Below are 23,566 nucleotides of genomic sequence, written 5' to 3'. Positions count from 1 at the left end.
TTCTCCGCTCTCGCCCCTGCCGTCAACTCCGGTCGACGTGTGAACGGCCTCGGCGACCGCCGAACCGCCGCTCCAGCGCCTCCTCGAAGGTCCCCCGGCCCACCGCCCGGTCCGGCGTCAGGTTGCCGCCCTCCCGCAGCCCGCGGCCGACCGCTCCCGGCAGGCGCAGCGGCAGCAGCACCCGGCGCTTGCCCGCCGCCCGCAGGTAATCCCCGGCAAGCTCCCGGTACGAACGCACCTGCGGACCGCCCACCTCCGGCGCGAAGCCGACGGGCTCCCGCCCCGCCAGGTCCACGACCGCCTCGGCCACCTGGCGGACGTCCACCGGCTGGAACGCCGCCCCGCTCACCACCGGGAAGACCGGCAGCCGCGCGGAGGCGTCGAAGACCTTCAGCACCAGGTCGTGGAACTGCGTCGCCCGCAGCACCGTCCAGCCCAAACCCGACTCCCGCACCACCCGCTCGCAGGCGAGCTTCGTCCGGTAGTACGCGATCGGCACCCGGTCGATCCCGACGATCGACACGTACACCAGGTGCCGCACCCCGGCCTCGCCGGCCCGCGCCACCAGCGTCCGGACCCCGGCCACGTCCTCCTTCTTCTGGGTGGTCGCGCAGTCCACCACCACCTCGACCCCGGCCAGCGCCCGCGCCATCCCGGCCCCGCTCACCAGGTCCCCGACCACCCACTCGACCCCGTCGCCCCCCTCCCGCACCCGCCGGCTCAACCCCCGCACCGCCACCCCGCGCGCCACCAGCAGCCGCACCACCTCCCGCCCCAACGTCCCCGTCGCCCCGGTCACCAGCACCGTCCCGGCCATCGCCCCGCTCCTCTCGTCACATGCCTTCACCCCCTACGGACCGGACACCACCCCAGGACGTGACATCGGCACGCCCGGGCACACGAAAGACACGCCCAGGCACACGAAAAAGCGGGGCGAGGACCGGGAAAGGTCCTCGCCCCGCTTCAGGGGGTCACCTCAGGAGGCGACCACCGGGGTCGGGCGCGGTCAGCTGCAGCCGCTGGTGGAGCCGCAGCCCTCGCAGAGGTAGCAGCTGCCGGCGCGGCGCATCTTGGTGCCGCAGGAGAAGCAGAGCGGGGCGTCGGCGTTGAGGCCGAGCTGGATCTCCATCAGCTCCGTGGAGTTGTGGGCCTGCTTCGGGGCCGCCTTGGGCGCCTCGACGGCCGGGGCCGGGACCACGGCCGGCCTGGCGGCGACCGGGGCGGACTGGGCGAGCGACTCGGTGTCGATCTCCTCGGCCTCCAGCGGCTCGTACGAGCCCGTCTCCAGGTGGCGCTGGCGCTCCTCGACGGAGTGGATGCCGAGCGCCGAGCGGGTCTCGAATGGCAGGAAGTCGAGCGCCAGGCGGCGGAAGATGTAGTCGACGATCGACTGCGCCATCCGCACGTCCGGGTCGTCGGTCAGACCGGCCGGCTCGAAGCGCATGTTGGTGAACTTCGAGACGTAGGTCTCCAGCGGCACGCCGTACTGGAGGCCGACCGAGACGGCGATGGAGAAGGCGTCCATCATGCCCGCGAGGGTCGAGCCCTGCTTGGACATCTTCAGGAAGACCTCGCCCAGACCGTCGTCCGGGTAGGAGTTGGCGGTCATGTAGCCCTCGGCGCCACCGACCGTGAAGGAGGTGGTGATGCCCGGACGGCCCTTGGGCAGGCGCTTGCGGACCGGGCGGTACTCGACCACCTTCTCGACCGCGGCGGCCGGGGCCTCCTCGACCTTGGCCTCGGCGGCCTCGGAGGACTTGGTCTTCGCCGAGAGCGGCTGGCCGACCTTGCAGTTGTCGCGATAGATGGCCAGGGCCTTCACCCCGAGCTTCCAGGCCTGGAAGTAGATCTCCTCGACCTCTTCCACGGTGGCGCTCTCGGGCATGTTCACGGTCTTGGAGATGGCGCCCGAGATCCACGGCTGGATCGCCGCCATCATGCGCACGTGGCCCATGGCCGAGATGACGCGCTCGCCCATCGCGCAGTCGAACACCTCGTAGTGCTCGGGCTTCAGGCCCGGCGCGTCCACCACGTTGCCGTGCTCGGCGATGTGGGCGACGACCGCCTCGATCTGCTCGTCCTGGTAGCCGAGGCGCTTGAGGGCGCGCGGGACGGTGCCGTTGACGATCTGCATCGAGCCGCCGCCGACCAGCTTCTTGAACTTGACCAGGGCCAGGTCGGGCTCGACGCCGGTGGTGTCGCAGTCCATCATCAGGCCGATGGTGCCGGTCGGGGCGAGCACCGAGGCCTGGGCGTTGCGGAAGCCGTTCTGCGCGCCGATGCGCAGCACGTCCTGCCAGGTCTTGTTGGCGGCCAGCCAGACCGGGGAGTCCAGGTCGTCCACCGAGACGGCGTCCAGCGAGGCGTCCGCGTGCTGCTTCATGACCTGCCGGTGGGCGGTCGCGTTGCGGGCGTAGCCGTCGTACGGGCCGACCACGCCGGCGAGTTCGGCGCCGCGGCGGTACGCGGTGCCGGTCATCAGCGAGGTGATGGCGCCGGCCAGGGCGCGGCCGCCCTCGCTGTCGTAGGCGTGGCCGGTGGCCATCAGCAGGGCGCCGAGGTTGGCGTAGCCGATGCCGAGCTGGCGGAAGGCGCGGGTGGTCTCGCCGATCTTCTCGGTGGGGAAGTCGGCGAAGCAGATGGAGATGTCCATCGCGGTGATGACCAGCTCGACGACCTTGGCGAAGGCCTCCGCGTCGAAGGAGTCGTCCTCGCGCAGGAACTTCATCAGGTTGAGCGAGGCGAGGTTGCAGCTGGAGTTGTCCAGGTGCATGTACTCGGAGCAGGGGTTGGACGCGTTGATGCGGCCGGACTCCGGGCAGGTGTGCCAGTGGTTGATCGTGGTGTCGTACTGGATGCCGGGGTCGGCGCAGGCCCAGGCGGCCTCGGCCATCTTGCGGAACAGCTTCTTCGCGTCGACGGTCTCGATGACCTCGCCGGTCATCCGGGCGCGCAGGCCGAATTCGGTGCCGTTCTCGACGGCGGTCATGAATTCGTCGTTGACGCGGACGGAGTTGTTGGCGTTCTGGTACTGGACGGAGGTGATGTCGTCCCCGCCGAGGTCCATGTCGAAGCCCGCGTCGCGCAGGGCGCGGATCTTCTCCTCCTCCTTCACCTTGGTCTCGATGAAGGCCTCGATGTCCGGGTGGTCGACGTCGAGGACGACCATCTTGGCCGCGCGGCGGGTGGCGCCACCGGACTTGATGGTGCCGGCCGAGGCGTCGGCGCCGCGCATGAAGGAGACCGGGCCGGAGGCGTTGCCGCCGGAGGAGAGCAGTTCCTTGGAGGAGCGGATCCGGGAGAGGTTGAGGCCTGCGCCGGAGCCGCCCTTGAAGATCATGCCCTCTTCCTTGTACCAGTCGAGGATCGACTCCATGGAGTCGTCGACGGACAGGATGAAGCAGGCGCTGACCTGCTGGGGCTGCTTGGTGCCGACGTTGAACCAGACCGGCGAGTTGAAGCTGAACACCTGGTGGAGGAGGGCGTGGGTCAGCTCGTGCTCGAAGATCTCGGCGTCGTCCTTGGAGGCGAAGTAGCCGTGCTTCTCGCCGGCGGCGCGGTAGGTGAGCACCACGCGGTCGATGATCTGCTTCAGGCTCCACTCGCGCTGCGGGGTGCCGACGGCGCCGCGGAAGTACTTGGACGTGACGATGTTGACGGCGTTGACCGACCAGAAGTCGGGGAACTCGACGCCGCGCTGCTCGAAGTTGATCGAGCCGTCGCGCCAGTTGGTCATGACGACGTCGCGCCGCTCCCAGCGGACCTCGTCGTACGGGTGCACGCCAGGAGTGGTGTAGATGCGCTCCATCCGGAGACCGCCCTTCGGGGCCTTGGCGCCCTTGGCCGCGGCCTTCTCGGACTTCGACCCGCGCGCGGAACCGCTCGTGGTGTCTGTCACTTTTCCTCCTCCTGGGCAAACGCCCGAAGTGCCCCTAAAAGTCCGGGCACTGCTGGTTCGTTCTTCCGGTGTGCGGGCAGACGGAGACCCAGCCTGCTTGCGCACGGTTTGTAGTGTTTCGTGCCCCGGTTTCGGGCACGCGTGGGCCCCGCGGGGCCGTGGTGGTGCGGAACAGGGCGGGCCAGGGGCCCGGCGCCGGCTAGGGCGCGGCGGCGGAGACGGACACGCAGGTGTCGTCCGTCTCCGGGGTGTGGGGCCGCTCGGCGCGGAGTTCCGCGATGGCGGCCTCGAAGTCTTCCAGTCCGTCGTACGCCTGGTACACGGAGGCGAAGCGCAGGTAGGCGACCACGTCGAGTTCCTTGAGCGGGCCGAGTATGGCCAGCCCCACGTCGTGGGTGGTCAGCTCGGCGTTGCCGCTGGCTCTCACGCACTCCTCGACGCGCTGGCCGAGCTGGGCCAGCGCGTCCTCGGTGACGGGACGGCCCTGGCAGGCCTTGCGGACGCCGGTGATGACCTTCTGCCGGGAGAACGGCTCGGTGACGCCGCTGCGCTTGATGACCATCAGTGCGGCCGTCTCCACCGTGGTGAAGCGGCGACCGCAGTCCGGGCACTGCCGACGGCGGCGAATGCAGCTGCCGTCCTCGGTGGTCCGGCTGTCGACAACACGGCTGTCGGAGTGCCGGCAGAAGGGGCAGTGCACCTCGGGATCCCTCCCTGGCAGAACGTTCGGACCAGTCGAGTCTATGCGATGTGCCCCCGGCCTCGGCAAGCTGATCATGCGGGGTGACCACTAGTACTGGGCACGGAGAGGACTGTAGCCACTACATCTAGGTCTCAGGGGGAGGTGGACGCCCTGGCGTGTCGGTGCCGATTAGACTGCCGAGGTCGAGTTCTGCTCGAACATTTACTCGATGTACAACAAAGCCTTGATCGAGTCAGTCAACTCCCGAATAATTCACTCGAACGTGTGTTTGGCGCAACCTTTCGATAGGAGGCGCGTTGGGCTGGAAAAGGGAGAGGACAGCCGTCGAGAGGGGCCGCCGTGAACACGATCGAAAGCAACACCATCCCGGTGCAGGAACACTCCCAGTTCAAGGTGGGGCAGCGCACCATGAATCAGCAGGGTGTGGACATCAACATGGACCGTAGCGAAGACCACCGTCTCTCCGGCGCGGCCCTTTCCGGGGCGCCCCGCGTCCCCGACCAGCCGATCGAACACTCCGCCGCCATGGACGACAGCCACTCCTCCCCCGCCCGCGCCATGCCCGGCCGCCCGCCCGGCATCCGCACCGACGAGGCCGGGCTCACCGAGCGCCAGCGCCGGGTGATCGAGGTCATCCGGGATTCCGTGCAGCGCCGCGGCTACCCGCCGTCCATGCGCGAGATCGGCCAGGCCGTCGGCCTGTCCAGCACCTCCTCGGTCGCCCACCAGCTGATGGCCCTGGAGCGCAAGGGCTTCCTCCGCCGGGACCCGCACCGTCCGCGCGCCTACGAGGTCCGTGGCGTCGAGGTGGCCCGCCCGAACACCGCCGAGACGGCCGGCCGCCCGTCCACCTCCTACGTCCCGCTGGTCGGCCGGATCGCCGCCGGCGGGCCGATCCTGGCCGAGCAGACGGTCGAGGACGTCTTCCCGCTGCCCCGCCAGCTGGTCGGCGAGGGGGAGCTGTTCGCGCTCACCGTGCGTGGCGACTCGATGATCGAGGCGGCCATCTGCGACGGCGACTGGGTCACCGTGCGCCGCCAGCCGGTCGCCGAGAACGGCGACATCGTCGCCGCGATGATCGACGGCGAGGCCACCGTCAAGCGGCTCAAGCGCGAGGACGGCCGGATCTGGCTCATGCCGCACAACTCCGCGTACGAGCCGATCAACGGCGACAACGCGACCATCCTGGGCAAGGTCGTCGCGGTCCTGCGCCGCCTCTGACGTACGGCGCGCACCGCCACAGACCGCCGCACCCGGGCCGCCGTCCCCGGGGTCGCCGCACACGGGAGAGGGGCTCCACCGCGACCACGGGGAGCCCCTCCGGCGTCGTGTGCCGCGGCGGGGCCCTCAGCCCCGCTTCACCACCGGCCGCACCGGCGCCGCCGAGGCGTCGATCGCCGCCAGCGAGCGGCGCACCTGGTTGCGGTCCGTGGTGTACCAGAACTCCGGCATCGAGGACCGGAAGAAGCCCCCGTACCGCTTGGTCTCCACCCGCGGGTCCAGCACCGCGACCACGCCCCGGTCGTCGGCCGCGCGCACCAACCGGCCCGCTCCCTGCGCCATCAGCAGCGCCGCGTGCGTCGCCGCGACGGCCATGAAGCCGTTCCCGCCGCGCTGTTCGACGTCCTTCTGGCGGGCGCTCATCAGCGGGTCGTCCGGCCGGGGGAACGGGATCCGGTCCATCACCACCAGTTGGCAGGCCGAGCCGGGCACGTCCACGCCCTGCCAGAGCGAGAGCGTGCCGAACAGGCAGGTGGTCGCGTCCGAGGCGAACTCCCGGATCAACTCGCCCAGGGTGTCCTCGCCCTGGAGCAGGACGCGGTTGTCCAGTCGCTCGCGCATCGCCTCGGCGGCCGTCTGGGCGCCGCGCATCGAGGAGAACAGGCCCAGCGTCCGCCCGCCGGCCGCGCCGATCAGCTCGGCCAACTCGTCCAGCATGTCCGGCCGTTCCGGGTCCCGCCCGGGGTCGGCCAGGTGCTTGGCGACGTACAGGATGCCCTGCTTGGGGTACTTGAACGGCGAGCCGACGTCGATCCCGCGCCAGTGCGGGACGGCGTCCTCCCCGAAGCCCGGCTCGGGGTTGTCCCCGTCGGTGCGGACGTCCGGCAGCCGCGTCTCGGACGGCAGGCCGACCGAGGCGGCGACACCGTTGAAGTCCCCGCCGAGCTTGAGCGTGGCCGAGGTGAGGACGACCGAGCGCTCCTTGTACAGGCCCTCGCGCAGCAGCCCGGAGACGCTCAGCGGGGCGACCCGCAGCGAGGCGGTGCCCAGCCCGTAGCGGTCGCTGCGCTCGATCCAGACCACGTCGTACTCGGAGTCCTCCAACAGCCGCTCGGCCGTCTCGTGCAGCGCCTCGGCCGAGGCCATCGCCTGCTTGCGGACGGCGTCCTCGTCGCTGAGCCCCTTGTCCCTGGTCTCGCCGAGCGAGGTGATCACCTGCCGGGAGGCGTCCCGGATCGCGGTGACCGCGTACGCCAGGTACTCGGGCAGTTCCTCGACCCGCCCGGGCTGGGCGGTCTCCATCAGGCCGTGGTAGTTCTCGGCGGCGGCCTGGAGCGCGTCGACGGCCTTCTCGTTGGCCAGCCGCGCGGCCCGCTTCACCGCCCGGTTGACCGCGCCGACGGTCAGCTCGGCGGTGGCCGCGCCGGTGACCCGGTTGACCAGCTCGTGCGCCTCGTCCACGATCAGCAGCCCGTGCTCGGGCAGCACCGGCGCGCCCTCGATCGCGTCGATCGCGAGCATCGCGTGGTTGGTGACCACGACGTCCGCCAGCTTGGCCCGCTCCCGCGCCTTCTCCGCGAAGCACTCCTGCCCGTACGGGCAGCGGGTGGCGCCCAGGCACTCCTTGGAGGTGACCGACAGCTGGGCCCAGGCCTTGTCGGAGACGCCGGGGCTGAGGTCGTCGCGGTCCCCGGTGTCGGTCTCGTCGGCCCAGTCGCGCAGCCGCAGCACGTCCTGCCCGAGCTTCCCGGTGGGCCCGCCGAGCGCGTCCACCGGGTCGAACAGGCCCTCGCCCTCGTCACTCGGCGTGCCCTCGTTGGCCCGGTGCAGGCACAGGTAGTTGGAGCGGCCCTTGAGCATCGCGAACAGCGGGCGGCGGCGCAGCACCGGGTGCAGCGCGTCGACGGTGCGCGGCAAGTCCCGCTCCACCAGCTGGCGTTGCAGTGCCAGGGTGGCGGTGGCGACCACCACGCGGTCGCCGTGGGCGAGCGCGGGCACCAGGTAGGCCAGGGACTTCCCGGTGCCGGTGCCGGCCTGGACGAGCAGGTGCTCGCCGTGGTCGACGGCGTCGGCGACGGCCTCGGCCATCCGGACCTGACCGGGGCGCTCCACACCGCCGACGGCCGCCACCGCGGCGTGCAGCAGTTCGGGGATCCGCGAGCGCGGGACGGCTACGGCTTCCTCGGCCTCGTCGCCGAGGTCCGCCGCCCGCTGGGATTCGGAGTCGTGGGATTCGGAGTCGTTCGTCATGACCCTCCCACCCTACGGGGCGGGGGTGACAATCCGGTTCCGTTGCCCGGGCAGTCGCACGTCCACGGCGACCAGCGCGTTGGGCACGGTCCCGTACCGGGCGGCGTGCGGGCGGTGCGGGCGGTCCTGGTAGCCGTCCAGCAGCAGCCGGTTGCGGTTGAGGCAGAGCCGGTCGATCCGGGGGCGGAACAGGTCGAACAGCTCGAAGCGCTCGCTCAGCTCGGGGAAGCGGTCCTGGTAGCGCAGCACCTCGGCGCGCAGCAGCGCCCAGAACTCGGTCTCGGGCAGTCCGGTCTGCGCCTCCAGGAGCGGGGCCAGGTAGCGGAAGACGCCGATGAACAGCCCGGAGTGGATGAACTGGCAGAGCCCCTGCGGGCTCTCCCGCAGCAGGACCTCGGCCACCTCGGCGGGCAGGCCGTGGAGTTCGGGCAGGCCCTGGGCGCTGAGGTTGACGTCGTCCACGAAGTCCTTGACCGCGAGCCGGGCGGGCGCCTCGGAGGAGTCGAAGACCACGATGGCGTTCTCGCCGTGCGGGGAGAAGACCAGCCCGTAGCGGTAGAGGAAGTGCAGCAGCGGCGGCATCATCGAGGCGAACAGCCGGGCGGTCCACTCGGCGGGGGCGAGGCCGGAGCGGTCGATCAGCTCGGCGGCGAGCGCCCGCCCGTCGGAACCGGTCTGCAGCAGCGCGGCCAGGGTGCGGGCCCGCTCGCCCTCGGCCAGGAAGGGCCCGAGCGGCTGGCGCCAGATCGCTCCGAGCAGTTCCTTGTACTGGTACGGCGCCTCGGGCAGCTCGCGGTAGAGCGGGTGGTCGACGGTGACGGAGGCGATCTCGCCGAGCAGGATCACCCGGCACTCGTCGCGCAGGTACGGGTCGGCGTCGCGCACTCCGAGCAGCCAGGCGGTGACGGTGGGCGCGGCCAGCGTGCGCTCGACCGGCAGGCCGCGCCAGACCAGGGTGTTGAGGATGGACAGCGGCAGCTTGACCGTGCAGCGCTCGGGGTGGGCGGTGTTGAAGAAGGAGCGGATGGACTGCTGAGGCAGCCGTGGGTCCCCGTCCGAGGGCAGCGGGACGATCTCGCCGGAGGCGATCCAGGGCGCGAACAGCGGCAGGATCGTCTCGTCCCACTGCCAGGGGTGGACGGGCAGCAGCAGGTAGTCCTCGGCGTCCGGGCCGAGCGCGGCGCGCAGCGCGTCCACGTCGTCCAGCTCGCGGGCGTACAGCTGCTCGGGCCGCTCGAGTCCGGGCACACCGCGGTACTCGGCGAGCCGGCGGTGGACGGCGATCCAGGGCAGCGGGCGGGGGCTGCGGGCCTCGGGGGCCCAGCGGGCGGCGTCGGCGGAGGAGAAGCCGATCCGGCCCTTGTTGGGGACGATCCAGGGGTGGCCGGTCTGCCGGCCCTCCAGGGCGGCGTGGTCGAGGTCGGCGAGTTCGGCGGCGGTCAGCGCGGTGGCGAGCTGGCGGGCGTCGGCGGTCAGGGTGGCGGAGAGCTCGCGGATCAGGTGGCCGGTGGTCTCGCCGCGCATGCCGAGGGTCTGCCGGGCGTACGGGAGGAAGCGCAGCGGATCCAGGCCGTCGGGGCGAGAGCAGCGGACGGACTCGGGGTCGACCTGCCAGCTGTCGTAGGCGCCGCGCCGGGCGGTGAAGCGGTACTCGGCCTCGGGCAGCTCCAGCCGGTACTCGCCGGGCGCGTCCCCGGGGACGGGCCGGAGCAGCTCCTCGTAGGCGAACTCGCCCAGCATCTTGGCCAGCAGGGCGCGGCCGGCCCGCTGCCAGTGCCCGGCGGTGAGGTGCGGGGGCAGGTGGAGCGGCGGTTCAGCGGCCGACGGTTGCGGCACGGGTCAACTCCTGGGGGCGGGGGACGACGGTGGTCTGGTCGAAGGTCGCGGACGCGGCGGCCGTGACGGGCGGCGCGAAGCCGGTCCAGGCGGTGCGGCCGGGCAGCCGGTGGACGGTGCGCCCGGTGACGGCGTTGAGGATCACGGCGGCCCGGTGGGCGCCGAGTCCGAGGTCGGGGGTGCCGACGCCGTGGGTGTGCAGTTCGGCGTTCTGGACGTACAGCCCGCCGGTGAGTTCGGGCCGGGTGGCGACCCGGTGGTCCAGGTTTACCCGGTAGCGCCCGGCCTCGTCCCAGTCGATCAGTTCGGCGAGCGGTTCGAGGGCGGCCGGGCGGGCCGCCCGGTAGCCGGTGGCGAGCACCACGGCGTCGGTGCGCAGCAGGTGTTCGGCGCCGGAGTCGGTGTGTCGGCAGTGCAGTTCGAGGCCGCCGCAGGGGCCGGGGCGGGCGGCGGTGACGGCGGTGCCGGGGGTGATCTCGACCTGGGCGGTGTCGATCGGGCGGCCGATGGTGCGCTCGTAGAGGTGGTCGTGGATCTCGGCGAGGGTCTCGGCGCTGGCGGCCTTGTGCAGCTGCCACTGGGCGGCGACCAGCGCGTCCCGGACGGGTGCGGACAGGCCGTGGAAGTAGCGGGTGTAGTCGGGGGTGAAGTGTTCCAGGCCGAGTTTGGAGTACTCCATGGGGGCGAGCGCCCTGGTGCGGGTGAGCCAGCGCAGCCGGACGCCGTCGCCCTCGTGGTGCCGGAGCAGGTCGAGGAAGACCTCGGCACCGGACTGTCCGCTGCCGACCACGGTGATGTCCCGGGTGCCGGCCAGGTCGGCGCGGCGGTCCAGGTACTCCGCGGAGTGGAAGGCCCGGGGGTGGCCGGCCAGCGCGGCGAAGGCCTCGGGCAGGACCGGCCGGGTGCCGACGCCGAGGGCGAGGTTGCGGGCCCTGGCCTCGGAGCGCCGGCCGGTGGCGGTGTCGGTCAGCTCGACGCGGTACCAGGGGGCGTCCCAGCGCAGGGCGGTGACCTCGGTGCCGAAGCGGCAGTTGGCGAGCCGCTCGGCGGCCCAGCGGCAGTAGTGGTCGTACTCGCGGCGCGGCAGCTGGAAGCGCTCGGCGAAGTAGAACGGGAACAGCCGGTCCTGGTCGCGCAGGTAGTTGAGGAAGGACCACGGGCTGGTCGGGTCGACCAGGGAGACCAGGTCGGCGAGGAACGGCACCTGCATCCGGGCTCCGTCCACCAGCATCCCGTGGTGCCAGCGGAACTCCGGGCGCTGGTCGCAGAAGAGCGTGCGCAGGCCGGGGACGGGCTCGGCGAGTGCGGCGAGCGAGAGGTTGAACGGACCGATGCCGACGCCGAGCAGGTCGTACGGAGGGTGTGTCGTGGTGTCCACAGGGTTGTCCTAGGCGGGGAGTTGGGCCTGCGCGACGGGCCCGTCGGCCCGGTCGCGGACCATCAGGGCGGCGCGCTTGTCGGGCAGGTCGAGTTCGGCGACGGCCCGGAATCCGGCTCGTTCGAAGGCCCGGACGGACCGCCGGTTGCGGACGTCCGGCTCGGCCACCACCCGTTCGCAGCGCGGGTTCCGGAGCAGAATCAATTCTGCAAAAGCGGCCAGGAGGACGGCGCCGAGCCCGCGGCCACGGCTGGCGGCGGGACCGAGCAGCAGGTGCACGCCGGTGTCGTGCGGCCGGGCCGGGTAGTGCGCGGCGAGCGGGTCGAGGTCGGCGCGGTAGACCTCCCAGTAGCTCAGCGGCTCGCCGTCGAGCAGGCCGAGGCACGGGGTGCTGCGGCCGTCGCCCTCCAGCTGGGCCCGGACGTGCCGTTCGGTGACCTCCGGCGGCCCGGCGAGTTCCCAGAAGGCGTCGACCTCGGGGTCGTTCATCCACCCGGCGAGCAGTGCCAGGTCGGCGGGCAGCCGGACCGGGCCGAGCCGGAACTCGCCGGCCGGGGTGGGGACGGAGCCCCACCCGGGCGGGTCGCAGAGCATCAGGCGCCCGCCACCGGGTTGGGGATGTCCACGTACACGGACTGGCTGGCGACCGGGCCGACCAGCTCGTCCATGCCGTTGATCCGGGTGAGCAGGTTGGCCTTGCAGGGCAGGGTGGGCGCGTCCAGCAGCAGCGCGGGCAGCGCCGAGCCGGTGGCGGCGGCCCGCGGGCCGGCCAGGAACCGGCGCAGCGCAGCCAGCAGCACCGTCTCGTCGGCGAGCCGCTGGGAGCCGAAGGCGCCGATCAGGCCGAGCACGTGGTTGATGCCGAGGTAGTAGGCGAAGTGGTGGTCGATCACCTCGTCCGGCAGGAAGGTGTCGCTGTCCGTGCCGAGCCCGGGCAGCCGGGCGGCGAGCCTGGCGGTGGCGCTCTCCCGGTAGTAGTAGCCCTGGTTGTCGCGGTAGCGGCCGCCGCGCGGCCAGCCCGCGGCGTCCAGCAGCACGAGGCTGTTCTGCTGGTGCGCCTCCAGGGCGATGCCGCCCCGGCCGTCCAGCCAGAGGATGGGCAGCACGACCGCGTCCAGGTAGCGCAGGAACCATTCGGCGGCGACGGTCGGCAGCGGGCGGGCGAAGCGGGCTGCGAGCGCCCGCAGGGTGTCGCCGAGCCGGGAGGGCACGGTGTCGCCGGTGCCCAGCGGCTGTTCGGCGACCAGTCCGGCGACGCAAAGCGCGCGCTCGGCGGGCGCGAAGGGCTGGGCGCGCAGCACGGTGTCCAGGCCGCCCGGGTCGCCGAGGTCGGGGTGGTCGACGCCGATCCAGGCCGGGTCGCGGACGATGTCGAAGCCGGGGTGGGCGGCCCGCCACTCGGCGGCCAGTCCGCTCTCCAGCAGCCGGTGCATCTCCAGGCCGCGGTGGAGTTCCTTGCGCAGGTTCTCCCGGCGGGAGTTGGTGATCCGCAGGCCGAGCGAGAGCTTGAGCATCCACGGGCTACCGGGCCGGTAGACGGTGCGCACCGAGGAGGTGGGGTACCAGGGCTCGCCGGCCGGGCCGAGGTCGTGCAGCAGCCCGTCGGCGAGCAGTGCGGCGACGGCCGGGCGGTGGGCGAGTTCGCGGGCCTGCCAGGGGTGCAGCGGGACGGCGGCGGTGCCGGGCGGCAGCGCCGTGCCGCCGTCGAGGAGGCCGGCGGTGAGCTGTTCGGCGCTCTCGGCGACGGCGGAGCCGGCCGCGAGCAGCTCGCGGTCCACGGCGTACCAGTGCAGTTGGAAGGAGCCGTGCAGTTCGGGCGAGTAGGCGGCGCTCTGGGCGGGGCCGAGGCCGTCGCGGCTCTTCGGCGTGGGGTGCAGCGGGTGGCCGAGCAGCAGGGACTGCTCGGCGGCGAGGAAGCGGGAGCGCTCGGGGCCGCCGGGGGTGGCGGCGGTGCGGCGGTGGGCGAGGATCTCGGCGGTGCGCACGACCGAGTCGGCGACCCTGGCGGCCAGGTCGGCGACCTGCCCGGGGTCGGGCCGTTCGGCGGCCGCGGCGGCGAGCAGCGCGGCGGTGGTGACGGCGTCCACCGGGGCTTCGGCGACGTCGCCCGCCGCGGTGGCCTCCCCGACCGCGAGGGTGGCGGGCCCGAAGCGGTGCCAGCCGCCGGGCGACCAGTAGCGAACGGGGGCGGTGAGCCGGGCGGCCCCGCCGAGGACGCCGATCCGCAGCCTGCCGTCCGGTCCGGGCCGGGCTCCGGTCTCGCGCGTCCAGCAGCGCAGCAGGGCCTCCAGTCCCGCCTGTTCGGCGGCGACGGCCGGGTCGGGGTGCAGCAGCAGGTCGTGCTCGGGGTCCGCCCGCTCCACAGCGGGCGGCGGTACGGGCGGGGCTCCGGTGAGGGCGGCGGTGCTCAAGGCTGCTCCTTGGGGCGCGTGGGGGTGCGGACGCGCACTGTGGTGGAGGGGATCGGCGGGCACCCGCACCGTCGCGTCAGGTAAGGGTTACCTATCCATGACGGGTGATCACAAGGACGGCTCACTCGTCCGGGTGAGAATCGGCGATTGTCCACCTCCGGGGCCGATCGCCCTGCTGGGCCGGTGCGCCGGCCGAGCCCGGGTCACGGATCGGTGACCTCCGGCCCGCGCCGCAACCCGGGGGGCGGGCACCGCCGTCCTCGTCTGCGATGGAAGACTCCAGGACGGCGGAGCGCCGCACCGCGAACCGGCCGGGCCCGTACCGCTCCGGTCCGAAGCCGCCGGCCCGGCACCGTCAGGGGGCCCGGCACCGCCCGGCACCCGGCACCGATCGAACGAGCACAGGGGGAAGCGCACAGATGCCCACGATCCACCGGTCAGCCCTGGCCGCCGCCCTGGCCGCGGGCACACTGCTCGCCGTGACCGCCTGCGGGCCGGACGGCCCGGCGGGCGGCGGCGGGACCGCCGCCGCGGCACCGCCCTCCTCCTCCACGACCCCGGCCGCGGGCTCGGGCGGGGTGATCGGCGGGATCACCCTCCCGTCCGGGATCCCGACCAGCCTGCTGGAGGGACTGCCCAGGAGCTGGGACGACCTGAAGAAGTGGAAGTACGAGGACTGGGACAAGTGGGCGTCCAAGCACGTCTTCAACAACCCGGTGGTGAAGGACTTCTGGGACCCGGACAAGATGGGCGACTCCAAGCCCGCCGACCCGGCGCCGCCCGCCGCCAAGCCCGCCCCGGCCACGCCCGCGCCGGCCACCGACGACGGCGTGACCGACCCCGAGCCCGCGCTGGTCAAGGCCGTGGCGATGCCCCGCCCGTACACGAAGCAGCCCTCCGGCAAGGTGTTCTTCTCCGCCCAGGGCGGCCGCGGCAACTGCTCGGCGACGGTGATCGCCGACCCGCAGCACCCGGGCAAGAGCAACCTGGTCTGGACGGCCGGCCACTGCGTGCACGAGGGCAAGGGCGGGAACTTCTACAAGGACCTGGTCTTCGTGCCCGCCTACAACAACTCGGGTGCCTCCAGCGGCGGCAAGCGCGCCCCGCTGTCCGAGCTGGCCCCGCTCGGCACCTGGTGGGCCGACCAGGTCACCACCTCGCCGCAGTGGATGGTCGAGGGCGGCGGCAGCGGCGACGCCGCCAACCAGTACGACTTCGCGGTCATGCGCGTGCGCAACCAGAACGACACCGGCAAGTCCCTGGAGGAGACGGTCGGTTCGGCCGTCCCGGTCTGGTTCGACGCCCCGCGCGACCAGCTCAAGGTCGCGGCCGTCGGCTACCCGCTGATGAAGCCGTTCGACGGCCAGGAGCTGTACAGGTGCGAAGGCGGCAAGCCCACCCGGCTCTCCTTCGACGCCAAGCGCCCGACCATGCTGACCATCGGCTGCAACATGACCCAGGGCGCCAGCGGCGGCGGCTGGTTCGCCACCATGCCGGACGGCAGGACCGCCCTGGTCAGCAACACCTCGATCGGCACCCAGGAGCACACCTCGCTGAGCGGCCCGTACCTGGAGGCGGTCGCCCGGCAGGCGCTGGACTGGATCTCCAAGAAGTGACCGGCCACCCGGGACGCGGCAGCGGCCGCCACCGGGGGCGGTGACGGAACCACCAGCACAGCACGGGGGGCGAGCCAGCATGCCGAGAACCACCAGCCGCGGGCGCCGGGCCGCGACGGCCGGCGCCGCGCTGCTCGCCGCGCTCGCGCTGGGCGCGGCCGGGTGCGGCCCGGAGGGCCCCGCCCGGCCCCCCACCGCGCCGCTCGCCCTGCCGAGGTCCGCGCCCACCAGCACCGGCGACCTGAGCGGCTGGAAGGTGGAGGACTGGGCCCGCTACGTCGCGGACAGCGCCTTCGCCGACGACCCGGCGCCCCGCCCCTGGACGGCGGCCCGGATGGACGCCGCCAGGCCCCGGCCCACCCCGGAGTACTCCCTGACCGCCCCCGCCGCGCCCGGCGTCGAGCGGGACGCCCCGCCCGCCGCCGTCCCGGCCGCGCCGCAGCCGCACCCGTACGGCCCGGCCGGCTCGGTGGTCGGCCGGCTCTTCATGACCACGCCGCAGGGTGACGCGACCTGTTCCGCCACCGTGGTCTCCGACCCGGTCAACCCCGGCCGCAGCAACCTCGTGTACACCGCCGCGCACTGCCTGCACGACGGCAAGGGCGGCGGCTGGCTGCGGAACCTGGTCTTCGTGCCGGGCTACAACCGGGACGGCCTGCTGGTCCACGGCAAGCCGAACCCCGACCAGCGGGCCGCCCCGTACGGCCGGTGGACGGCGGTGCGCGCGCTGGTCTCGCCGACCTGGCTCCAGGAGGGCGGCGTCGGCGCCCGCGACCAGTACGACTACGGCGTCCTGCGGGTGAGCGGCGAGGACGGCTCCGGCAGGTCCCTGGAAGAGGCGGTCGGCGGGGCGGTGCCGATCTGGTTCAACGCCCCGCGCGAGCAGATCACCGCGGCCGCCGCCTACGGCTATCCGGCCGAGCGGCCGTTCGACGGGCTGGAGCTCGCGCACTGCGACTCCCCGGTCGCGCCCGGGCGGCTGTCCTTCGACCGGACCCGGCCGCCGATGTACGTGATCGGCTGCACCATGACGGCCGGCGCCGCCGGCGGCGGCTGGTTCGTCACCAGGGACGGCAAGCCCAACCTGATCAGCGTCGGCGCGGTCGGCGACCGCAACCCGGCCGGCTACCAGGCCGGCCCCTCCCTGCAGGACCAGGCGAAGCAGGCCTTCGACTACTTCGCCAAGAACGTCAGGTGAGACCCGGCCGGCCCGGGCACGCGCGGGTCCCCGGGACGAACACCGTCCCGGGGCCCCGCGTACGCTCCGGCGTCAGCCCTGCAGGGCCACCGCGAAGTACTCCAGCTCGGCGGCCAGCTCGGCCGGCACCTTGGCGTGCAGCAGGGTGCCCTCGCCGGTGTGCTCGGTGGAGAGCAGCTCCCCCTCGGCGTGCACCCGGGAGACCAGCGCGCCCTGGGTGTAGGGCACCAGGGCCCGCACCTCGACCGCCGGACGCGGCAGCTCGTCGTCGATCAGCTGCAGCAGCTCATCGATGCCCGCGCCGCTGCGGGCCGACACCACGATGGCGTGCGGCTCGCGGCGCAGCAGCCGCTGGAGCACGTGCGGATCGGCGGCGTCCGCCTTGTTGATCACCACGATCTCCGGCACGTTCTGCGCGTCGACCGAGACGATGACCTCGCGGACGGCGGCCAGCTGCGTCTCCGGCTCGGGGTGCGAGCCGTCCACCACGTGCAGGACGAGGTCCGCGTCGGCGACCTCCTCCATGGTCGAGCGGAAGGCCTCGACCAGGTGGTGCGGCAGGTGCCGGACGAAGCCGACGGTGTCGGCCAGGGTGTAGAGCCGCCCGCTCGGGGTCTCGGCCCGGCGCACGGTCGGGTCCAGGGTGGCGAACAGCGCGTTCTCCACCAGCACGCCCGCGCCGGTGAGCCGGTTGAGCAGGGAGGACTTGCCGGCGTTGGTGTACCCGGCGATGGCCACGGACGGCACCTGGTGGCGCTTGCGCTCCTGGCGCTTGGTGTCGCGGCCCTTCTTCATGTCGGCGATCTCCTTGCGGAGCTTCGCCATCTTCTCGCGGATCCGGCGCCGGTCGGTCTCGATCTTGGTCTCACCGGGACCACGGGTGGCCATACCGCCGCCCGAGGTGCCGGAGCCACCGCCACCCATCTGCCGGGACAGCGACTGACCCCAGCCTCGCAGCCGCGGCAGCATGTACTGCATCTGCGCGAGCGAGACCTGCGCCTTGCCCTCCCGGGACTTGGCGTGCTGGGCGAAGATGTCCAGGATCAGGGCCGTCCGGTCGACGACCTTGACCTTGACCACGTCCTCCAGGTGGATCAGCTGCCCGGGGGTGAGCTCACCGTCGCAGACCACGGTGTCGGCGCCGCTGGCGGCGACGATGTCCCGCAGCTCCTTCGCCTTGCCGGAGCCGATGTAGGTGGCCGCGTCGGGCTTGTCACGGCGCTGGATGACGCCGTCCAGCACCTGGGAGCCGGCCGTCTCGGCGAGCGCGGCGAGCTCGGCCATCGAGTTCTCCGCCTCCTCCAGGGTGCCGTCCGTCCAGACGCCGACGAGCACCACGCGCTCCAGGCGGAGCTGGCGGTACTCGACCTCGGTGACGTCTTCGAGTTCGGTGGAGAGGCCGACGACCCGGCGCAGGGCCGCTCGCTCGCTGCGGTCGTACTGGTCGCCGTCGTAGTGGTGGCCGAGGTCCTCGTCGATGGCCGCGAGGTCCTCGTCCATGAGGGCTTCCGCCCGCAGACCGTCGAGGCGGCGCGGAGCGTCGGCGTGGTCGCGGGTGTCGAACGTGGAGGTCATTCTGTCCTTTGGCTCGCTGGTACGGGTGGCCTTCGGGGACCGCGGTGGCGGTCCCGTACGGAGTCTGCCCAGCTGCCGCCCCGGCTACCGTCCGGGCGGGGTGAGCTACCCCTCAGGTCCGCGGACGCGAACCCGGGCTCCTGTGCCCGGAGAACGCCGTGGACCGGCCGTGAATTCCCCATGATGGTCGCACGCCCGACGCGGGCCGGTCATCCCCATTTCCCCCGCGCCACCGGGCCGGGGGCGCGCCCCGGAGGCCTCTCCCCCGGTTCCCGGGCGCCCTCCGGGGCGTGCGGACGGCTCACGTCGTACACCCCGGACACCTTGAGCATCGCCCGCATCAGCCCCGGCAGCGCGGCCGGCTCGGGCAGTTCGACGGTGTAGGTGTGCCGGACCCTGGACTCCTGCGGCGGCTCGACCTCGGCCGAGACGATGCCGACGCCCGCGCCGGAGATCGCCGCGGTGAGGTCGGCGAGCAGCCGGGGCCGGTTCAGCGCCTCGGCCCGCAGGGTCGCCCGGTGTCCGGCCGCCGGCGCGCCCTCCGGGCACCAGCGGACCTCCAGCTCGGCCCGCCCGTCCGCGCGCATCCGCTCCCCCGCCGGACAGCCGGTGCGGTGCACCGCGACCGCCGCTCCGCCGCGGATCGGGTAGCCGGCCACCTCGTCCGGCGGCACCGGGGTGCAGCAGCGGGCCAGCCGGACCGAAGCCCCGGGCCGGCCGGCCACCGCGACCGGGGCGCCCGGCCGCCGGGTGGCGGGGCGCCCGGGCGGGGCGGGCTGGCCGCCGGCCGGGCCGGTGCGGACCACCGGCTGCCGGGCCGGGTGGCCGGCCAGCCAGCGCTCGATGGCCAGCCGGGCGGCCGGGGTGCGGGCGTGCGCCAGCCACTCGGGGGCGGGGCCGGAGGGCTGCCCGCCGCCGGCCGGGAGGGTCTCGGTGAGCACCGCGATCTGGTCGCCGTCCTCCAGCACGGTGGAGAGCGCGGTGAGCCGCCCGTTGACCCGCGCGCCGATGCACCGGTGACCGGTCTCCTCGCCGAGCAGGTAGGCCGCGTCCACGCAGGTGGCGCCCGCCCTCAGCTGAAGCGTTTCGCCGCCCTCCGTCACCACGGTGATCTCGCGGTCGCCGGCCAGGTCGGCGGTGAGCGTGGACCAGAAGGCGTCCGGGTCGGGCGTCTCCTGCTGCCACTCCAGCAGCCGGCTGAGCCAGCCCGGGCGGGCCGGGTCGGTGCGGTCCAGCTCGTCGGCGTCCTGCACGGCGCCGGCCGGGGACGGGTCCCCGAGCGCGACCACCCCGGTCTCGGCCACCTCGTGCATCCGCCGGGTGCGGACCAGCACCTCGACCACCGCGCCGCCGCTGAGCGCCACGGCGGTGTGCAGCGACTGGTAGAGGTTGAACTTGGGCGCGGCCACGAAGTCCTTGAACTCCCCGGGCAGCGGCGTCCAGCAGGTGTGCAGCTCGCCGAGCACCGCGTAGCAGTCGGCGTTCTCCTCGACCACCACCAGCAGCCGCCCGAAGTCGGCCGGACGCGGCCCCTGCGGCCGGCCGTCCGGGCCGGGCACGGCGGCCCGCCGGAGCAGCACCCGGTGCAGCGAGACGCAGTGCCGGGGCCGTACGGTCACCTCGGCGGACACCCCGGCCTCGGCCAGCTGGCGGGCCAGCCGGCGGGCGAAGGGCTCCAGCAGGGTGTCCGGCTCGGACTCGTGACCGGCCATCAGGGCGCGGGTGCGGGCGTGCTCCTCGGGGTGCAGGGTGGCGAAGACGATGTCCTCCAGCTCCGCCTTGAGCACCTGGATGCCGAGCCGCTCGGCCAGCGGGATCAGCACGTCCCGGGTGACCTTGGCGATCCGCACCTGGCTGGCCGGCTTCATGTGCCGGATGGTGCGCATGTTGTGCAGCCGGTCGGCCAGCTTGATCACCATCACCCGGACGTCGTCCCCGGTGGCGACCAGCATCTTGCGGAAGGTCTCGGCCTCGGCGGCGGCGCCGAAGTCGACCTTCTCCAGCTTCGTCACCCCGTCGACCAGGTAGGCGACTTCGGGCCCGAACCCGGCGCCGACCTGGTCCAGCGTCAACTCAGTGTCCTCGACCGTGTCGTGGAGCAGCGAGGCGACCAAGGTCGTCGTCCCGGCGCCGAGTTGGGCCAGGATCATGGTGACGGCCAGCGGGTGGGTGATGTACGGCTCGCCGCTCTTGCGCTTCTGGCCGCGGTGGCTGGCCTCGGCGAGCCGGTACGCCCGGGCGAGCAGGCCGAGGTCGGCCTGCGGATGGTGCCGACGGTGCACCCGGACGAGCGGCTCCAGGGCGTCCGGCACGGGCGGCCGGCCGGTGGCGAGCAGTGCCGCCCGCCCGGCCCGGCCGAGGGCGGCCAGGCCGAGCTCTCCGAGGGGCCTCCTGGCCCCGGCCGGCCGTACGGTCGTCGGCTGCCCCGTCAGGGGCTGCCCGGCTGCTTCGATGGTCATCGGCACCTCCGGCAACGGTCGCCGGGCGCCGCCCCGCGCGAGGGGGGTGATCTTGACACCCCTCCCCATGGGGTGATCGACCCGGTGGTCCATGCTACCGAGCAGAGCACGTTCCGCGACGCCCTGATTCCCGTCCGCGACCGGTATCACCCGATCGGGGGGATTCGTCACCGCACGAATTGGGCAAACCGGGCCTCGGGCCCGGCAGACCTCAGCGCACCGACTCCCACCAGCGCCCGTCCAGGCGCCCCTCGGCCACGATCACCGCCGGCCCGGCCATCTCCACCCGGCCGTCCGGGTGCTCGGTGATGACCAGTCGGCCGCCCAGCACGTCCACGGTGTACGAGACCGCCTCGCCGGTGACGGCCGGGTCGGCGCCGTCCCGGCGGATGGCGGCCACCGCCACCGCGCAGGCGCCGGTGCCGCAGGAGCGGGTCTCGCCCGAGCCGCGCTCGTGCACCCGCATCGCGACGTGCCGCGGCCCGCGGTCCACCACGAACTCGACGTTGACGCCCTCCGGGTAGGCGTCGGCGGGGCTGGTGAGCGGCGCGTCGAACAGGTCGCCGGCGTGGTCCAGGCTCTCCACGAAGGCCACCGCGTGGGGGTTGCCCATGTTGACGTTCACGGCCGGCCAGCGCCGCTCGCCGACCGCGACCTCGATGCCGTCGGGGCCGGGCAGCCGGGCCCGGCCCATGTCGATGGTGACGTCGCCGGGCGTGCCGTCCTCGGCGACCCCGGCGACCTTCGCGGTGAGCACCCCGGAGCGGGTGGCGACGGCCAGCTCGCCCGGCTCGGCCAGGCCGGCCTCGACCAGGAAGCGGGCGAAGACCCGCAGGCCGTTGCCGCACATCTCGGCGGTGCTGCCGTCCGAATTGCGGTAGTCCATGAACCACTCGGCCCGGTCGGCCATCCCCGCGGCCGCCGGGTCGGCGGCGGCGCGCACCACGCGCAGCAGCCCGTCCCCGCCGACGCCGGCCCGCCGGTCGCACAGCGCGGCGACGGTCTCGGGACCGATCTCCAGCGCGCCGTCCGGGTCCGGGACGATGACGAAGTCGTTCTGGGTGCCGTGCCCCTTGAAGAAGGGGATGCCGACCTGCTGGGGAGAGGATGCGCTCACCCCTCCGATGGTACTGAGCGGCGAACCACCCGCTCGCCCCCGGGCGCTCCCGGACCGGCGCCACCCCGGGCGCACCCGGACCGGCGCCGCCGGTGGGCGCTCAGCGCAGGTACGCGACCCGCCAGACCGCGAGCGCGCAGGCGGCCACCGCGATCAGGGTGTAGACCACGATGGCCTTCCAGCCGGCCCGCTGCCCGGAGCCCCGGCGCGGCAGCCCCGGCCACTTGTAGCCGGCGTGCCGGGCGGCCATCGCGCCCCAGCCCATCGAGGCGGCGGTGAGCAGCAGCCCGAGCATCCCGACCATGGTGGCGCGCGCCCCGGCCGAGCCGAAGGCGAGCGGGAAGGCGAACATCAGCGAGCCGAGGGTGCCCAGCAGGGCGATCGGCAGGGTCTGCCACCAGCGCAGCCGGCGCAGCGGGCGGATCTCCCGCTCGTGCACCGCGCCGCCGGGCGGGGTGCGGGTGTCCAGGGCGGGCACCGCGGCCGCGTAGGAGGTCGGCGCCTCCAGGCCGGTCAGCACGGGGAGGTCGCCCATCGTCGACTCGTCGAACTCCTCGGCCGGTGCGGTGACGCTTCCGCTCTGGCCGGAATCGGGGCCGGTACCCGTCGACACACGGCCTCCCCTGACAGTTCGACACGAGCGGACTCGCGGCCGGGCACGGTCGGCCCGTTCGGACGACCCCTACGGCATCGATGATGGCATGTCCAGAGGGGCGTTCCCGGCCTGACCGGGGTCGACGGGTGATCCGTGGCCATCACGTGATCGGGCCGTGACCGCCGGTTCGTCCTGCACGGTCCCCTGCGCGCGCAGGTGCACCGCCGGATTGGCCGGAAACCCTTCCTACGCGGCCGGAACTCCCTGACGGCCGATCAGTTCGAGGGACCGTTCCAGCAGCTCGACGGGGTCGGTGCCGGCCGGTCGGGAGAGCCAGTTGATCCGGTCGTCGCGGCGGAACCAGGACTCCTGACGGCGGGCGAAGCGCTTGGTGGCCCGGACGGTCTCGGCCCGGGCCTCGTCCTCGGTGCACTCGCCGGCGAAGTGGTCCAGCACCTGCTGGTAGCCGAGCGCCCGGGAGGCGGTCCGCCCCTCCCGCAGCCCGGCCTTCTCCAGCTCCCGCACCTCGTCCAGCAGCCCGGCCTCCCACATCCGGTCGACCCGCAGGGCGATCCGCTCGTCCAGCTCGGGGCGCGGCACGGCGACGCCGATCTGCACCGCCTGGTAGACGGCGGTGTTGCTCGGCAGGTTGGCGGTGAACGGCTGCCCGGTGATCTCGATGACCTCCAGGGCCCGGACGATCCGCCGGCCGTTGCCGGTGAGGATCGCCTCGGCGGCCGCCGGGTCCAGCTCGGCGAGCCGCCGGTGCAGCTCGTACGGGCCGGACTGCTCCAGCTCGGCCTCCAGTCGGGCCCGCACCGCCGGGTCGGTGCCCGGGAACTCCATCTCGTCGATCGCCGCCCGGACGTACAGCCCGGAGCCGCCGACCAGGACGGGCGTGCGGCCGGCGGCGAGCAGCCGGTCGATCTCGGCCCGGGCCAGCCGCTGGTACTCGGCGACGCTGGCGGCCTCGGTGACGTCCCAGATGTCCAGCAGGTGGTGCGGCACTCCCCCGCGCTCGGCCGTGGTGAGCTTGGCGGTGCCGATGTCCATGCCCCGGTACAGCTGCATCGAGTCGGTGTTGATCACCTCGCCGTCGAGACTGCGGGCGATGGCGACGGCCAGGTCGGACTTGCCGGCGGCGGTCGCGCCGACAACCGAGACGACATGCGGGGTGCTGGAGCTGCTCACCGCTCCAGTCTCCCAAAACCGCCGGGTGACCGGAGACCGGGCTGCCACCCGCCTGCGGCTGCGCGACGATATGACTGTTTCCCGGACCTTTTCCGGCCGTTTCCCCGGTTGAGCCGGT

16 protein-coding genes are annotated in these 23,566 nt (G+C 73.4%); 3 read left to right on the top strand and 13 right to left on the bottom strand.

Annotated elements, in window-relative coordinates; genetic code table 11:
* Positions 1-22: 22 nt before the first annotated feature.
* The 3 genes from ACWDBE_RS29950 to nrdR all read right to left on the bottom strand — a co-directional run bounded on the left by ACWDBE_RS29950 (position 23) and on the right by nrdR (position 4,598).
* Positions 23-817, bottom strand: a complete 795-nt coding sequence (locus ACWDBE_RS29950) for an SDR family oxidoreductase (protein ID WP_449809571.1) — start codon at positions 815-817, stop codon at positions 23-25.
* 189 nt (positions 818-1,006) lie between these two features.
* Positions 1,007-3,898: a vitamin B12-dependent ribonucleotide reductase gene (locus ACWDBE_RS29945; RefSeq protein ID WP_449791087.1), complete on the bottom strand. Its 2,892-nt coding sequence runs from the start codon at positions 3,896-3,898 to the stop codon at positions 1,007-1,009.
* A 199-nt stretch (positions 3,899-4,097) separates the two neighbouring features.
* Positions 4,098-4,598 (bottom strand): transcriptional regulator NrdR, encoded by a 501-nt coding sequence (nrdR, locus tag ACWDBE_RS29940; protein WP_380695744.1) that lies wholly within the window; start codon positions 4,596-4,598, stop codon positions 4,098-4,100.
* 528 nt (positions 4,599-5,126) lie between these two features.
* Between nrdR and lexA the strand changes: the two genes are divergently transcribed.
* The gene (lexA, locus tag ACWDBE_RS29935) at positions 5,127-5,822 is read left to right on the top strand and encodes a transcriptional repressor LexA (protein WP_449791116.1); all 696 of its coding nucleotides are present in this window, start codon (positions 5,127-5,129) and stop codon (positions 5,820-5,822) included.
* Positions 5,823-5,948: 126 nt separating this feature from the next.
* On the opposite strand, the gene ACWDBE_RS29930 is transcribed toward lexA, so the two are convergent.
* Genes ACWDBE_RS29930 through ACWDBE_RS29910 form a run of 5 tightly spaced genes read right to left on the bottom strand, consistent with a single transcriptional unit; the run spans position 5,949 to position 13,697 of the window.
* On the bottom strand, positions 5,949-8,072 hold the full coding sequence (locus ACWDBE_RS29930) for an ATP-dependent DNA helicase (protein WP_392883655.1): 2,124 nt from the start codon (positions 8,070-8,072) through the stop codon (positions 5,949-5,951).
* A 12-nt stretch (positions 8,073-8,084) separates the two neighbouring features.
* The gene (locus tag ACWDBE_RS29925) at positions 8,085-9,908 is read right to left on the bottom strand and encodes an IucA/IucC family protein (protein WP_449791086.1); all 1,824 of its coding nucleotides are present in this window, start codon (positions 9,906-9,908) and stop codon (positions 8,085-8,087) included.
* Complete coding sequence (locus ACWDBE_RS29920) at positions 9,886-11,286, bottom strand: lysine N(6)-hydroxylase/L-ornithine N(5)-oxygenase family protein (protein ID WP_449809570.1); 1,401 nt, start codon at positions 11,284-11,286, stop codon at positions 9,886-9,888. Before ACWDBE_RS29920 ends, ACWDBE_RS29925 begins: the two co-directional genes overlap by 23 nt.
* A gap of 9 nt (positions 11,287-11,295) precedes the next feature.
* A complete protein-coding gene (locus ACWDBE_RS29915) occupies positions 11,296-11,988 on the bottom strand; it encodes a GNAT family N-acetyltransferase (protein WP_449791115.1) in 693 nt (230 codons plus the stop codon).
* Positions 11,880-13,697 carry an IucA/IucC family protein gene (locus tag ACWDBE_RS29910; RefSeq protein WP_449791084.1) on the bottom strand — a complete coding sequence of 606 codons (1,818 nt, stop codon included), beginning with the start codon at positions 13,695-13,697 and terminating at the stop codon, positions 11,880-11,882. Before ACWDBE_RS29910 ends, ACWDBE_RS29915 begins: the two co-directional genes overlap by 109 nt.
* Positions 13,698-14,116: 419 nt before the next feature.
* On the opposite strand from ACWDBE_RS29910, the gene ACWDBE_RS29905 reads away from it, so the two are divergent.
* On the top strand, positions 14,117-15,313 hold the full coding sequence (locus ACWDBE_RS29905) for a trypsin-like serine peptidase (RefSeq protein ID WP_449791083.1): 1,197 nt from the start codon (positions 14,117-14,119) through the stop codon (positions 15,311-15,313).
* 79 nt (positions 15,314-15,392) lie between these two features.
* The gene (locus ACWDBE_RS29900) at positions 15,393-16,511 is read left to right on the top strand and encodes a trypsin-like serine peptidase (protein ID WP_449791082.1); all 1,119 of its coding nucleotides are present in this window, start codon (positions 15,393-15,395) and stop codon (positions 16,509-16,511) included.
* Between the two features lie 72 nt (positions 16,512-16,583).
* Here the strand turns inward: ACWDBE_RS29900 and hflX are convergent, their stop codons facing one another.
* From hflX to miaA, 5 genes are all read right to left on the bottom strand, one after another.
* On the bottom strand, positions 16,584-18,086 hold the full coding sequence (gene hflX, locus ACWDBE_RS29895) for a GTPase HflX (protein WP_449791081.1): 1,503 nt from the start codon (positions 18,084-18,086) through the stop codon (positions 16,584-16,586).
* Between the two features lie 209 nt (positions 18,087-18,295).
* Positions 18,296-20,545 carry a RelA/SpoT family protein gene (locus ACWDBE_RS29890; protein ID WP_449791080.1) on the bottom strand — a complete coding sequence of 750 codons (2,250 nt, stop codon included), beginning with the start codon at positions 20,543-20,545 and terminating at the stop codon, positions 18,296-18,298.
* Positions 20,546-20,756: 211 nt separating this feature from the next.
* The gene (gene dapF / locus ACWDBE_RS29885) at positions 20,757-21,662 is read right to left on the bottom strand and encodes a diaminopimelate epimerase (protein WP_449791079.1); all 906 of its coding nucleotides are present in this window, start codon (positions 21,660-21,662) and stop codon (positions 20,757-20,759) included.
* A gap of 100 nt (positions 21,663-21,762) precedes the next feature.
* The gene (locus tag ACWDBE_RS29880) at positions 21,763-22,275 is read right to left on the bottom strand and encodes a hypothetical protein (RefSeq protein ID WP_392883641.1); all 513 of its coding nucleotides are present in this window, start codon (positions 22,273-22,275) and stop codon (positions 21,763-21,765) included.
* A 228-nt stretch (positions 22,276-22,503) separates the two neighbouring features.
* Positions 22,504-23,448 carry a tRNA (adenosine(37)-N6)-dimethylallyltransferase MiaA gene (gene miaA / locus ACWDBE_RS29875; protein ID WP_449791078.1) on the bottom strand — a complete coding sequence of 315 codons (945 nt, stop codon included), beginning with the start codon at positions 23,446-23,448 and terminating at the stop codon, positions 22,504-22,506.
* Positions 23,449-23,566 lie beyond the last annotated feature (118 nt).

This window comes from Kitasatospora sp. NPDC001132, assembly GCF_053598415.1.
Note: the sequence above shows the minus strand (reverse complement) of the source record. Positions and strands in the feature narration are given on the sequence as shown.